The following is a 13,739-nucleotide window of genomic DNA, read 5'->3' as shown; positions in this document are numbered from 1 at the left end:
AAATGGATGCTCTTTTTTCATTCACTTGATAGGTGAAAAGCAATATTCAGCAAAATACAGTAACTATATGGCTTTCAGCCACTTTCACGGCTGTGCCGTGAATAATATAGGATAAGTCATATTTTTCAAAAAATCGATGTCAGTACATTGTGAAAGGCTGATTTGTACAAAGGCTCTCACGAAACGTGTCTACACCCAATCTGCTGAATGAATCAGATCTCCAACTTTGTCGTTTCATAACGTATTGACGTAGCATTATTCAAAACGACCATTTATACTTTTAATGACAAGATTTCTATAGCAGAACCTGTAACTGTAGGCCAAGCAAATATTACAAGGAGAAGAGGATATGATTGAAAAATTATTAAAAGCAATTAGCTTAAATGATGAGGATTACACACAAGAAAAGGAGAACATAAATCCAGAATTCACTTTTTTCACAGTGCTGTTTACTGTTGTACTTATAAGCATTTCTGTAGCTGGATGTTTTTATGTGCGAAATTGCAGAAAATATAAGTATGATGATTCCATGACTGTTTCAGAGAATGGTACCCGTATTGTGTACGATAATAGCGGAGCATATCTGGTAAAAGGAAAACGGGTGTTGTCTGATGTTTATATGGCAATCGAAAAAGATCCATTTTCAGCTTATTGCCGTGTCATAGACCATGATGGACTGATTGGGTTTATTTCAAAGGCGGATGGGAAAGTAGTTATTACGCCTAAATATACAGAGGCTTCGTCCATGTCAGATCACTCATCCTGTGTCAGTGAAGGAAATGGATTTTATTATATTTCGGAAGACGGAAGTTATATGATTGGGAACTATGAAGAAGCCAATCCTTTTGAGCGTAAGGGTACAATGGCACGGGTGAAGACATCTGAAGGCTGGGCAATTATTGACAAAAATGGCACTGTGCTTATTGATAAATGTGATTCAATCAGTATTCTTCCAGTCATTGCATCTACAGGAATGGCAGTACGAAACGGACACGTATTACTGCTTCAGTATTCCGATAAATCAGATGAAACTGCATCTGTACAGATTATCAAAGAATTCAAAGTATTTTCCGAAATCTCAGAAATATTTCTTGAAGAATTTGCTGTTGTAAAAGGAAAAAATGGATATGGAGCTATAGATTTTAATGGAAACATTATTATGCCGGCAGCGTATGAGTATTTGGACTGGGATAGTTATAAGATCCAAGACGAAGCCTTAAAAAAAGAAATCATTTTTAAAGGAAAAAAGAAAAACGGAAGATTCGATGTAATAGATTGGAATCCTGAAAAAATGTAAATCTATGTATGTAGACGGCTTTTTTACTCTCTTATCTGAAAGACATGCCATTGTTATATCCTATAGGAAAGAAAGACTATAATGGAAAGCCGATAATCGCTAATGAGTGGAACTTGGCAAAATCTGTGCTGTCTAAGGCTGCAGGAATCACAGTATATGGTTATAGCGCTCCTGTTACAGATATTGAAGCGGTGAAGTTGATGAAATCAGCCAGTCATTTAAGTCAAATGAAGGATATTGCACCATTTACAATTATAAATTTGGCAAAAAATGAAGATGAGCAGAGAAAAAATGGTCTGAATTTTATGATGTAAATATGTTTCTGGCAGCAAAGCTCTTAGATTTTGAAGATGTTTCAGAACGCATTCAGTATCTGGTAACTCAGGTGGAAGAAATTACTAAAATAGATAATTTTGGAGCATATCTGACTGCAATGTTGGAAATAGATGCGTTTTTCATGAATGAGGACAGACATACCAACAATATTGCGGTCATTTATAATGAAAAGACACAGAAATATGAACTAAGCCCTTTTTTTGATCAAGGACTTTGTATGTTTGCTGACATAAATCCGGATTATCCTATTGATCAGTCATTGGAATATTGTTTGGGGAAAATTGAAGCGAAGCCATTTTGCTCTGATTTCGATATACAGTTGGATGCAGCAGAAGAACTGTATGGCATTCAGATTGGTTTCCAATTTACATTCAAAGACATTCAGATATACTTACAGAAAAATTTGGAAAATTATCCAAGAATTCACAGATTGTCTATTGAAAATCTGGCAGGGTTGTGCTATAATTTTATTTGTGATGCCTATGCACATGATACATTGTTACTGTGGATGGCAAGGGGTGAAATCGAATGAATGAACCTGTTCAAATGTCATTAGACTTATATACGGGTATTACCGAACAGTCAGAGGACACACCCGTTTCAGATAATATAACACCGCTTTCCATAGCCTCTCAAATAACATATGACTTTAAATTGACAGGGCTTACAGAGAACTATCCCGAACAGAAATGGGCAGCTGCATTTATAGACCTTCTGTTAGCGATGAAGAAGGTCAAAGATAAAGCGGTTGAGGCAGGAAAAGAGTTTCCGGAGCCAGAGATTATCTAAAAATCATGTCTTATGTCGGTACTGCCCATAAGCAGGGGCATAGCGCATATGACGCAATAAGAAAAGCTTTTTCAGGATGCCCTGAGTTTATCTTTGCATAGGGGGTTCTGAATAGTTACGTTATAAAAATGAATACGGAAAGGATACCCTGTTCTGATATAACAATTGGTTATATCAGAAAGTTTGGTGGAATTATATAAAAAAATTGTGAAAATCGTATAAAAGTTAGATTTGACAAGGACGGAGGAGGGGAGTATACTTCAGCTATGCCAAAGAACAAGGGCGTTCCGGAGTGATTCGGAGCGCCTTTTCTGTTATGATAGCATATAATGTGTTCTTTCCGGTATGAATGGTGGAAGAGGAGGAAAAGCAATGAAGAAGCTGGAAATTAATTCAATATCGTCCATGGGGGGTACGCCCGTCCATGGATGTGGAGCCGCCGACAGCGGCTTATATGGAGAAACTTGCAGCGCTGGCCCGGGAGTCCAGCGTGGAAAAGATGGTGTGTACGTGAGAGAAGTGTGCGATATTCTGATTCGGGACTGCCGGATTCTGACCGGAGACTTTACCATAGAAGAACACGTCTCGGTGGCGGTGAAGGATAAAATAATACATGCCATAGGAACACCAGAAGAACTGGATCAGCGTTTTTGCGCAGCGGAGGTGCTGGAAGCAGATGGAAATCTTCTGATGCCCGGCTTTATAGACGGTCATACCCATACCTGCCAGCAGCTTCTGCGGGGCAGGACCGCGGATGAGTACCCTATGATCTGGACCCGTTTTTTGGTTCCCTTTGAGAGTAGCCTGAGCCCTGAAGATGTACGTGCTTCGGCGCGTCTGCACTGCGTGGAGATGATCCGGGCCGGTATAACCGGTTTTGCCGATGCCGGTGGCGTCCATATGGATCAGGTAGCCGAGGCAGTGATGGAGACGGGGATGCGCGCGGCGCTCTGTCCGTCCACCATGGACATGGGCAATGTAGTCTGCGGGGAGATGAAACACTCCGCCGAAGATTGTATCCGGCTGACAGAGGAACTGCACAGCCGGTATCAGGGAGCCGGGGATGGCCGGGTTGATATCTGGTTCGGCATACGGCAGCTGATGACCTGTTCAAAAGAACTGATAGAAAAGATTGTGGAAAAGGCAGAGGAGTTAGACACAGGCATTCATATGCACCTGTGCGAGCATAAGGACGAGGTCAGCTTCTGCCTGCAGAATTATAAAATGCGCCCGGCTGCGTTTCTGCAGTCGGTGGGAGCGCTGAGTCCCAGGCTTCTGACGGCTCACAATGTACTTTTGACAGAGCGTGACATTACGCTCTTGACGGACAACGGAGTGCATGTCATTCATTGTCCAATGGCGAACTTCATCAACCACGGTTTTCCCAAGGTTCCTTCCATGCTGGAGCGTGGAGCGTCTATTGGAATCGGCTGCGATGGCGCATCCAATATTGCGTTGGATATGTTTACACAGATTCGGGCGCTGAAGGCGGGGGTGACGGCCCAGTGGGGGCTTCCGGTATTTGATCCGGTGGCTGTACCCAACGATCAGCTTCTGCGGATGATTACTTTTGGAGGTGCCCAGGCAATCCGCCATGGAGATACGCTTGGCGTGATTGAGGAGGGAAAGACAGCGGATCTGATTGTGATGGATGTGAAGGGCCCCCATATGCGGCCGACGCAGCGGCTTCTCAATGCGGTGGTTTCTTCCGGAAACAGTCATGACATTCTTCATACCATCATTGACGGAAAGCTGGTTATGAAAGATCGGCAGCTGGTGGAATTGGATGAAGAAAAGATCATTGCAGATGCAGAGCAGCATATGAGAGAAATAAACAGAAAGTCGGGGATTTGACATGAGCAAAAAGATTTTGTACAGCTGTGATACCGGCGTGGACGACGCTCTGGCGCTTGCTTATCTGGCGGCCCAGGAAGAGTGCGAGGTGGTGGGGGTTACCTGCTCCTACGGCATGAGTTATGTGGGTGATGTTTTCCGGAACACAAAGGAAGTCCTTCGGCTCTGCGGAAAGCCGGAGATTCCGATAGTTATGGGAAGTGAAGTGCCGCTCAGCGGGGAACATATCGATTTCAGCGGCGGCAGCATGTTTCACGGCATGTCCGGGATCGGCGGCGTACTGCCGCCCAGCACCCCCGAAGACTGGGGAGACGCGAAGCCGGAGGATGCCACTGATTTTATTATTGAGATGATTGAGACATACGGCAAAGAACTGTATTGGGTCACAAGCGGTCCTATGACGGATATTGCGAGAGTGCTTCGGAAAGATCCGTCTGTTGCGGAAAAGGTGGGGGCGGTTTACATTATGGGAGGTGCGCTGGCCACTCCTGGAAATGTTGGGAATGTGATGGAGGCAGTGATGGAAGCCAACGTCCGTCTGGACGTGAAGGCGTGCTATGAAGTGCTGACTTCCAAACTTCCGGTAGTACTTGTGGGGCTGGATGTGACCCGCAAGACGCTGTTTACGTATGAGGATCATGAACGGTGGCATACCATCGGTACAGAGAGTGCGCTGTTCCTTTATGAGAGCCTGAAGTATTATCTGGGTGCGTACAAACAGTTCCATTCGTATTTAAACGGCTGCGGGCTTCATGATCCGTTAGCTGCGGTGGCGGCAATCCACCCCGAGATTCTCACAACGATCCCGATGCATCTGACCTGTTTTACAGAAGGGCCTCTGCGGGGGAGAACCACGGAGGATGTATGGAGATGCAATGACCCGGAATACAGCATGAAAGCAGCCATGTTTGTGGATGTGAAGGCGTTTCAAAACGAGTTTTTCGGAAAAGTGGAGGCAATGCTCCGCAATCACTAGACGACAGACGGGGGGACCGACGATGGATCGTATATATGTAGCGGGATTTGATGTGTTTTATCCCGATTGGCTGGAAAAACGGTATTTAGAGTACAGGGCTCTATGCGCCGGATATGGTTTTGAGATGCAGGCGCAGAAAGCGGCGCCGGATGCAGGGAAGACCCTGGGAGAACAGATTTTTTTCAAGAACATTCATTGTATCGAGATCAGTGATTATGTGGTGGCCAATGTCAACTGTTTTCGGGGCGGGGAACCGGACAGCGGCACCTGTTTTGAGATCGGATATGCGTATGCCCTTGGGAAGAAGATATACGGGTATCTGGACGATACCAGAACCATGATGGAGAAGATCGGAGGGGAGACGGATCAGGACGGCTTCCTAGTTGAAAACTTCGACCTTCCCGTGAACCTGATGCTGGGATGCAGCATGACGCTGATCCAGGGCGACCTGGAACATTGTCTGCAAGAAATTCGGAGAAGAGAGGGGAAAGGCTGATGGGACATTTGCTTGAGGTAAAAGATGTAACCAAGATCTATGAGGGCGGTGTGCTAGCCAATCACAATGTAAACTTCACCGTAGACGAGGGCGAGATTCATGCTCTTGTAGGTGAGAACGGAGCGGGAAAGAGTACGCTGATGAAGATGCTTTACGGTTTGGAGAGTATCACCTTGGGGCATATCTACATGAACGGAGAGGAGCTGAAGCTCCAGTCCAGTAAGGATGCCATCGCCCATGGCATTGGAATGGTGCATCAGCATTTTATGCTGGTGGATTCCCTGACCGGAGCGGAGAACATGATGCTGGGAATGGAAAAGACCAGTTTCGTGTCCAACAAAAAGCGGGACATTGAGATTACCAACGAAGTGGCGAAAAAGTACAATTTTGACATCGACGCATCCCGAAGAGTCCGGGATATGAGTGTGGGAATGAAACAGAAGCTGGAGATTCTGAAGATTCTCTACCGAAGCGCCAAACTGATTATTCTGGATGAGCCCACGGCGGTTCTGACGCCTCAGGAGACAGAGGAGCTGTTCGAAAAGCTTTTGGATCTGAAAAAGAAAGGCATGACCATCATTTTCATTTCTCATAAGCTGAACGAGGTAAAACGCATCAGCGACCGGATCACCGTACTCAAGGGTGGCCTTACCAAGGGAACGCATTTGACGAAGGATGTCACGGTGGAAGATATTTCCAACCTGATGGTCGGCCGGGAAATTACCTTTGATTACAACAAAGAAAAGATTACGCCGGGAGAAGAGGTTCTGAAGGTTGAAAAACTGGCGTATGTGGACAAATTTAAGATTCCCAAGCTTTCGGGTGTCAGCCTGAGTGTCCGCAGAGGCGAGATTGTGGGAATTGCAGGTGTTGAGGGCAATGGCCAGAGCGAACTGATTTCCATTATCACCGGCAATATGCGCGCCATCGACGGAAGGGTATTTTTAAACGGCAAGGATATAACCCGGGAGTCGGTAACGAACATCCGCAGGATCGGTATGTCCCATGTACCGGAAGACCGTATGATGAACGGATGCGCGGCTGAGATGAGCGTGCAGGAGAATCTGACGGTTTCCAATATCGATACATTTGCCAACGGCGCGGGAATAATCCAGAAGTCAAAGATCAAGGAACACTGCCAGGAACAGATCAAAGAGTTTATGATCAAGGCCAGGGATGAAAACCAGTCCATCGGCAGCCTGTCCGGCGGAAATATTCAGAAAGTGATTGTGGCCAGAGAATTTAAGGCGGAAAGCGATCTGCTGGTGCTGAATCAGCCCACCCGAGGCGTGGACGTGGGTGCGATCTCCTTTATCCATTCGAAGATTTTGGAGATGCGGAGTCATAAAAAGGCAATCCTTCTGGTTTCGGCGGATCTGAATGAGCTGATCTCACTGAGCGACCGGATTCTGGTTATGCACAAGGGTAAGGTAGTGGCTGATCTGAGAAACGAACCGAAAGTCACCGAGCAGGAACTGGGACTTTATATGCTCGGAATCAAGAAACAGGAGGGATTGGGATAAGTCATGGAAAATAAAAAAACAAATGCTAAAAAATTTGATGTCATGAATTATTTCAGTGTCATCCGAATTGCCGCGGCGCTTCTTTTGTCCATTGTCCTGATCTTTGTGATTATTTTCTTCGTGAGTGAGACACCGGGACTGGCAATTCAGAAACTGATGCTGGGGCCTCTGGAGACCAAGCGCAGCTTCTTTAACGTGGTAGTGCGGGGTATTCCGCTGTTATTTACAGGTCTGGGTTTGACGCTCTGCTTAAAGAGCGGTATCTTCAACATTAGCTCCGACGCGTCTTTCTATATGGGCGCGGTGGTGGCGACGGCGATTGCGCTTTCATTTCCCCTGCCCAACATTGTGCATCAGGCGGTTCTGATTATCGCAGCGGCGATTGTAGGCGGATTGATTTCCATGCTGCCGGTTATCGTCAATAAGTATACAAAAGTAAATCCGGTGGTACTGGCGATTATGGCTAACTCCATCTTTTACTACTTTGGGATGTCCATTGTCAGTTCCTTTTTTCTGGAGCCAGGCGGAACCTGGGGAAGTTACAAGTTCCCGGACCATGCGCGGATGGGAACCATGATTCAGGGAACCACCCTTCACTATGGTTTTCTGGTTATGATTGCAGTGACGATTTTTGTCATTATCCTGATGAACAAGACTTCCTTCGGTTATAAGGTTCGTGTGACGGGAAGCAACCCCGATTTTGCAAAAGCATCTGGTATTAAAACCAGCTTCGTGATTCTTCTGGCTCAGTTTATCGGCGGCGCAATCGCCGGCATGGGCGGTGCCATTGAGGTCGTGGGCGTGTACAAACGTTTCCAGTGGCAGTCTCAGACGAACTATGTATGGGATGGTCTGCTGATCTACATGCTGTCCAACGGCAACCTCACATATATACCGCTGACGGCATTTTTCATCGCGTACCTGCGTGTAGGAGCGGAGATCATGTCCCGCGCTACGGGTCTGGATCCGGAAATCGTGACATTTTTGCAGGGAATTATCATTTTCCTGGTGGCGTCTCAGAAATTCCTGTATTTCATTAAGCGGAGACACGATCAGAAGATGTCTCTCAAACAGGCAGAGGAGGAAGGAGGTGCAGCAGCATGATGGAGTTCTTTTTATCCCCGACATTCTGGAAGACGGTGCTGGCCAGCACCACGCCGGTTATGCTGGCAACGCTGGCGGCCAATATGATGACCAAGGCGGGAATCTTCAATCTGGCGATCGAGGGAACCATGCTGATCTGTGCGTTGACCGGAGTCGTTGTCAGTGCCTTCACTCAGAATCTCTGGATCGGCTGTATTGCGGCGGTGGCTATGGGGATTCTGGTATCCTTTATATTCGGGTATTTCTCCCTGATTATGAAGGGAGCAATGAACGCCTGCGGCGTGGCCATGAACCTGATCGCTACCGGCGGAACCGTATTTGTTCTGGTAATGCTGACAGGCAGCAAGGCCAACTCAAGCGCGCTCAAGAGTCTTACGTTCCCGGTTGTGGATATTCCTGTTATTAAAGATATTCCGGTTTTTGGAACCATTATTTCCGGACAGAACATGGCTACTTATATTGGATGGGCAATTGTGGCTCTGACGGCATGGATGCTCTATAAAACCAAGCTGGGCATCAATATCCGGGCAGTTGGCGAGAATCCTGCGGCAGCCAAAGCATCCGGTATCAACGTAATCTGGCATCAGTTTGTGGCGCTGGCGATCTGCGGTGTGTCCTGTTCCTTCGGTGGCATGTATCTGTCCATGGGAGCGCTTCGCTCCTTTACCACGGGCATGGTTGCTGGAAGAGGATATATGTCTCTTGCTATGGATGCCATGAGTCAGGGCAATCCGGTGATCGGATGTTTAAGCTCTCTGCTTTACGGATTTTCCGATACAATTACTGTGTATCTTCAGCTTTACAGTAAGATCGATCTGAAGCTGATCGAGGCGTTCCCGTATCTGTTCATCATCGTTGTCCTTGTGATTATCCAGGGCATCCGCAAGATGGTGGCCCACAGAAAAGAAAAGCTTGCAAGCCTGAACCAGGCAGCATGATAAATCACCTACATTAAAGGAGGAGAAAAAATGGCTCAGGAATATTATGATCCGTGGTCAAACACAAAAACAATCAATGGACTGGACGCAGACCTCGTAATTTCAGCTCTGCAGAAGTGCATCCGCCGGGGAGAGGAGGATACGGCTCTCCGCATGGCATATGAGCTGTACATGACTTCTACTTTCCATGAGGAGAAGATGTGGAACCGTCTTCTTGTTATCCCGGTAGAGGATATTGGTTTCGGCAATGTAGAGGCGGCTGCGGTTGTAAAGAACCTGTATGATCTGCACAAAGAATTCCCTTATAAAGACGGGGATCGGCCGATTTTCTTTATGTTTGCAATCCGCTATCTGTGCAAGTGCCAGAAAGAGCGTTCTACCGACCATATCAAGAACATTATCATGAAGGAATTTGATGCCGGATACGTTCCGGAGATTCCGGATTATGCGATTGATATGCACACCATTCAGGGTCGCGCAAGAGGCAGAGATGTATTTTATTTCTTGGATGAGGCAAGTAAAGTTCAGCCGCTTTGGGAGGAATACGATGATTCATATCGCCTAAAGCTCTATGATATTTGCAAAAAAGAAGCTGAGCAGAACAAGGAGGAAAAGTAACATGAAAAAAATGAACAGAGTTGCAGCGGCAGGTATGGCCGCAATACTGGTCGCAAGTGCGCTGACTGCATGCAGCAGCGGCAACAACAACAAACCCTCTGAGACACAGGCTACAGAGCAGACTGAGGCAGAGAAAGAAACCGCTGCTCCTGTAGCAGATAATGGCGAACTGAAAGAAGTTTACGTATTTATCCGTGACAGAGGTGATCTGTCTTTCTGGGACAGCATGGCTGAAGGCGCAGACCGTTCGGTTACCGATTATGCAGACAGAGCGAATGTGCATGTGGTAGAGACAACTGCAGATTTGCAAGCAAATCTGCAGGCTATGTATGAGGCGGCTGACACAGGTGCAGACCTGATTATTACCTATACCGAATTTAAGGATAACCTAGTAGAAGTTGCTAATGAATTCCCAGACATCGATTTCACTCTCATCAGCGAGGATGTATCTGATCAGTGCGAAAACGGTAACGTATATGGCGTTGACTTCGCTACCAGCCAGGCAGCTTACCTAGGCGGTATCGTAGCAGCAGATCTGGCAAAGAGCGGTGTAATTGGCTTCATCGGTGGCATGGACGAGGCCTTGGTAATTCAGGAATTCTTGTGGGGCTACATTCAGGGTGCAAAGGCTTACAATCCTGACATCAAGATCGTTAGCAATTATGTAGGTGGATGGAATGATCCAGATACAGCTAAGACGCAAGCTATGACGCAGTATAACGATGCCAAAGCAGACGTTATCTTCGCATGTGCAGGTGGATCCGGCAACGGTGTTCACAATGCGGCAGGTGAGGCAGGCAAGTATGTGATCGGTGTTGACAGTGACCAGTCTTTACTGTATGCAGACGACAAGACAATTCAGTCTAGGTTCGCTACGTCTGTTGTGAAAGAGGTAGGAAACGTAGTTTATAACGTAATTGGCGAGTGGCTGGATAATGACGGTGAGCTTCCTTACGGCGAGTACGAGATCCTCGGTATCGATGATGGAGCAGTAGGCATCGTAGAAGGCGATGTTTTAAACGGTTTACTTTCTGACGAGGGAAAAGCTGCTCTGGAAGCTGCAAAGGCCGGTATCGCTGATGGTTCTATAGAGGTAAAGAGCGCTCTTGGTAAAAGCCAGGATGAAGTTAAAGCATTCATCAATGAGAACTGTCAGTAATTCGTGTGTAATGTCTTAACTGGACATCGAGGCTGACAACCAGCAGAAAACTCTTTTTTAAAAACTTTGAGGAGTGTGTTTTATCACACTCCTCTTAATGTATGGGGGATAAATGTCAACTAAAACAGGCATCCTTATGCCAACGCCAAAAAGAAATGACTTTTTCCTGCCAATGTCATTAAGAGTCGAAGATTCATCTGTAGAAAAAAGCAGTGCTGGCGAAATCGTAGATTTTATCTTTTCAAAAGATGCCAGCGTTTCTCAATATGATAATTTACTTCGGCTACAGCAGGCATCCAGACCGCGGTCCTTGCTAAAAAGGTGGCGGAGACTGTAAAAGAAAACTACGGAATGTGGAAGGACAAGGAGGAAGCGCTGACACTGGAGCAGATGTATGCCCTTCTTGAAAAGAAAGGATAGGGATTATGGATAAAAAGACGTACGCGTTAAGAGGAATCATTGTTCACACACCTGATTTTAATACCATTGAGTACCATGAAAATGAATATGTGGTCTGTGAGGACGGCGTTTCAAAGGGAATTTTTAAGGAGCTGCCGGAGGAATACAGGGAGATTCCGGTCATTGACTATAAGGATAAGTTCATTATCCCGGGCATGTGCGATATGCACGTCCACGCACCTCAGTACGGCTTCAGGGGAATCGGCATGCTTTTGGACTGCAATTCGGAGTGGGAGACTTGGTTTGACAAATATTCCTTCCCGGAGGAGAGCCGCTATGTGGATATTGCGTACGCGAAAAAGGCGTACACACGCTTTGCGGATGACATGCTCACAAAGACAACCACCACCAGGGCCTCTGTATTTGCCACCATCCACCGTCCGGCAACGGAATTTCTGATGAGGAAAATGGCGGATGCAGGCATGGCGGCCTACGTGGGCAAGCTGAACATGGACCGAAATTCCAGATTCGGCCTTCAGGAAACAACAGAGGAAACGCTGGAGGAGACAGAGCGCTGGCTTCAGGAGACAATGGAGGGATACGGCTCTGTGAAGCCTATTCTGACCCCGAGATATACGCCCACCTGCACGGATGAGTGCATGGAGGGCCTTGGAAAGCTGGCTGTAAAGTACAATGTCCCCATTCAGTCCCATCTGTCCGAGGGGTTGGATGAGATTGAGTGGGTAAAGGAACTGAAGCCGGAGATTTCCTGCTACGGCGACGCCTACGACATGTATGGGCTGTTGGGAAGCACGGTTCCGTCCCTGATGGCCCATGTGGTCCATCCTACGGATGTGGAGTTTGAGCTGCTTACAAAGCGCAATGTGATGGTGGCCCATTGTCCCCAGTCCAATATGAACGCCGCCGGAGGCGTTGCCCCCATTATGAAGATGGTGGATGCCGGGATCAAGGTCGGCCTTGGCACGGACATGGCGGGCGGCTGCAATTTAAGCATTCTGCGCACCATGACGGACGCGATTCAGGCAAGCAAGCTGAGATGGGTGTACACGGAGCGAAATGGGGAGCCATTCGCAAAGAAGCATTTCCTGACCGTTGCAAATGCCTTTTATCTGGCGACAAAGGGTGGCGGCGCCTTCTTCGGCAAAGTGGGAAGCTTTGAGCCGGACTATGAATTTGACGCCGTTGTTCTGGACGACGGGCCTCTGGCTGACTTCGTGGAAAGAGATTTAAAAGACAGGATGCAGCGTATTCTGTGGCGCCACAATGAGCGCACAGTATGCGCGAAGTATATACAAGGCAGAGAGGTTTATGTTCAGGAGGCAATGTCATTTAGTTAATTTTCAAGGTTAGATCTTATACATGAGGTCTAACCTCTTTTTTAGTTTTTCCCTAAATAGGGGTTGACACTTCAACTCAAATGTGCGGCCGCTCTCACTACTGATTGGTTTTTAGAAGTAGTGAGAGCGGCCTTTGTAGTTAAAGAAGCATCTGCACGATGCAAATACAACTACAAGGAGATTTTTTTATGCTACAAAACCAAATCAAAAGTAAATGGTGAATAACCAGTCAACTTCCTTGCGTCTCCAAAAGATGAGATAATGGTGTGAAAAGTGTAAAAAGTGTGTTTCACACTTTTCACGAAAAACACCACAGGAGGTACTGATCATGAACACCAAGTTAGCCACCAGCCAAATCCGATTGAATGAATGGGCTGCAGTTATAAAAGATTGCAAATCCAGTGGCCAGAAAGTTGATATTTATTGTGAACAGCACGGGTTATCCAGAGATGCCTACTATTATTGGCTGCGTAAAGTAAAAGAAGCAGCTTTAATACAAACTGGTTTTGTGGAACTTCCTGCTCTGACATCAGAACAGTCATCAGCCAAAACAATCAAAAAAGGAACCTCTGCATTTGAAACCCAGATGATCATAAGAATAAATGAGATAGAACTCTGTGTGAACGAAAATTCACCATCAGAACTGATATCCAGAATGATGGAAATCATACATCATGCTCAATGACGCTTCCGGCTTTCAACATGTTTATTTATGTACCGGATTATCCTCACGATATTTTTATCCTCATCTTTTCTGGATATAAAGATATTTACTCACTTTTTCACAAAAAAGATGAGGATAACATTATTTATCTTAAACCACAGATACGTGCCATTTCAGCTTCATCATCTGGCCATAATGGCTTCTCATCACTTTCCAGATCACCTGATT

Annotated in this window: 14 protein-coding genes; all 14 read left to right on the top strand. The window is 46.4% G+C overall.

Features of this window, described 5'->3' with window-relative positions; genetic code table 11:
* The first annotated feature begins 349 nt into the window (after nt 1-349).
* Complete coding sequence (locus ACTQWB_RS18265) at nt 350-1,297, top strand: WG repeat-containing protein (protein WP_441502849.1); 948 nt, start codon at nt 350-352, stop codon at nt 1,295-1,297.
* Nucleotides 1,298-1,410: 113 nt separating this feature from the next.
* Nucleotides 1,411-1,611, top strand: a complete 201-nt coding sequence (locus ACTQWB_RS18260) for a hypothetical protein (protein ID WP_441502848.1) — start codon at nt 1,411-1,413, stop codon at nt 1,609-1,611.
* A gap of 2 nt (nt 1,612-1,613) precedes the next feature.
* Nucleotides 1,614-2,165, top strand: a complete 552-nt coding sequence (locus ACTQWB_RS18255; RefSeq protein ID WP_441502847.1) for a hypothetical protein — start codon at nt 1,614-1,616, stop codon at nt 2,163-2,165.
* The gene (locus ACTQWB_RS18250; RefSeq protein WP_441502846.1) at nt 2,162-2,422 is read left to right on the top strand and encodes a hypothetical protein; all 261 of its coding nucleotides are present in this window, start codon (nt 2,162-2,164) and stop codon (nt 2,420-2,422) included. Before ACTQWB_RS18255 ends, ACTQWB_RS18250 begins: the two co-directional genes overlap by 4 nt.
* Nucleotides 2,423-2,794: 372 nt before the next feature.
* Nucleotides 2,795-4,276, top strand: a complete 1,482-nt coding sequence (locus ACTQWB_RS18245) for an amidohydrolase family protein (protein ID WP_441502845.1) — start codon at nt 2,795-2,797, stop codon at nt 4,274-4,276.
* Nucleotide 4,277: 1 nt separating this feature from the next.
* Nucleotides 4,278-5,252 (top strand): nucleoside hydrolase, encoded by a 975-nt coding sequence (locus tag ACTQWB_RS18240; protein WP_441502844.1) that lies wholly within the window; start codon nt 4,278-4,280, stop codon nt 5,250-5,252.
* A 22-nt stretch (nt 5,253-5,274) separates the two neighbouring features.
* On the top strand, nt 5,275-5,748 hold the full coding sequence (locus ACTQWB_RS18235; RefSeq protein WP_368357514.1) for a nucleoside 2-deoxyribosyltransferase: 474 nt from the start codon (nt 5,275-5,277) through the stop codon (nt 5,746-5,748).
* Nucleotides 5,748-7,271, top strand: a complete 1,524-nt coding sequence (locus ACTQWB_RS18230; RefSeq protein ID WP_441502843.1) for an ABC transporter ATP-binding protein — start codon at nt 5,748-5,750, stop codon at nt 7,269-7,271. The genes ACTQWB_RS18235 and ACTQWB_RS18230 overlap by 1 nt, the downstream gene beginning before the upstream one ends.
* Before the next feature lie 3 nt (nt 7,272-7,274).
* A complete protein-coding gene (locus ACTQWB_RS18225; protein ID WP_441502842.1) occupies nt 7,275-8,375 on the top strand; it encodes an ABC transporter permease in 1,101 nt (366 codons plus the stop codon).
* On the top strand, nt 8,372-9,313 hold the full coding sequence (locus ACTQWB_RS18220) for an ABC transporter permease (protein WP_441502841.1): 942 nt from the start codon (nt 8,372-8,374) through the stop codon (nt 9,311-9,313). The genes ACTQWB_RS18225 and ACTQWB_RS18220 overlap by 4 nt, the downstream gene beginning before the upstream one ends.
* Before the next feature lie 30 nt (nt 9,314-9,343).
* A complete protein-coding gene (locus ACTQWB_RS18215) occupies nt 9,344-9,931 on the top strand; it encodes a hypothetical protein (RefSeq protein ID WP_368357518.1) in 588 nt (195 codons plus the stop codon).
* 1 nt (nt 9,932) lies between these two features.
* The gene (locus ACTQWB_RS18210) at nt 9,933-11,090 is read left to right on the top strand and encodes a BMP family ABC transporter substrate-binding protein (RefSeq protein WP_441502840.1); all 1,158 of its coding nucleotides are present in this window, start codon (nt 9,933-9,935) and stop codon (nt 11,088-11,090) included.
* Between the two features lie 425 nt (nt 11,091-11,515).
* Nucleotides 11,516-12,847: an amidohydrolase family protein gene (locus ACTQWB_RS18205; RefSeq protein ID WP_441502839.1), complete on the top strand. Its 1,332-nt coding sequence runs from the start codon at nt 11,516-11,518 to the stop codon at nt 12,845-12,847.
* 328 nt (nt 12,848-13,175) lie between these two features.
* Complete coding sequence (gene tnpA / locus ACTQWB_RS18200) at nt 13,176-13,532, top strand: IS66 family insertion sequence element accessory protein TnpA (RefSeq protein WP_441502838.1); 357 nt, start codon at nt 13,176-13,178, stop codon at nt 13,530-13,532.
* Nucleotides 13,533-13,739: the final 207 nt, after the last annotated feature.

The sequence above is a fragment of the Blautia sp. HCP3S3_H10_2 genome, from assembly GCF_052122375.1.
Taxonomy (GTDB): Bacteria; Bacillota; Clostridia; order Lachnospirales; family Lachnospiraceae; genus Blautia_A.
The sequence above is the reverse complement of the archived record's forward strand: the minus strand, read 5'-3'. Positions and strand labels throughout refer to the sequence as shown.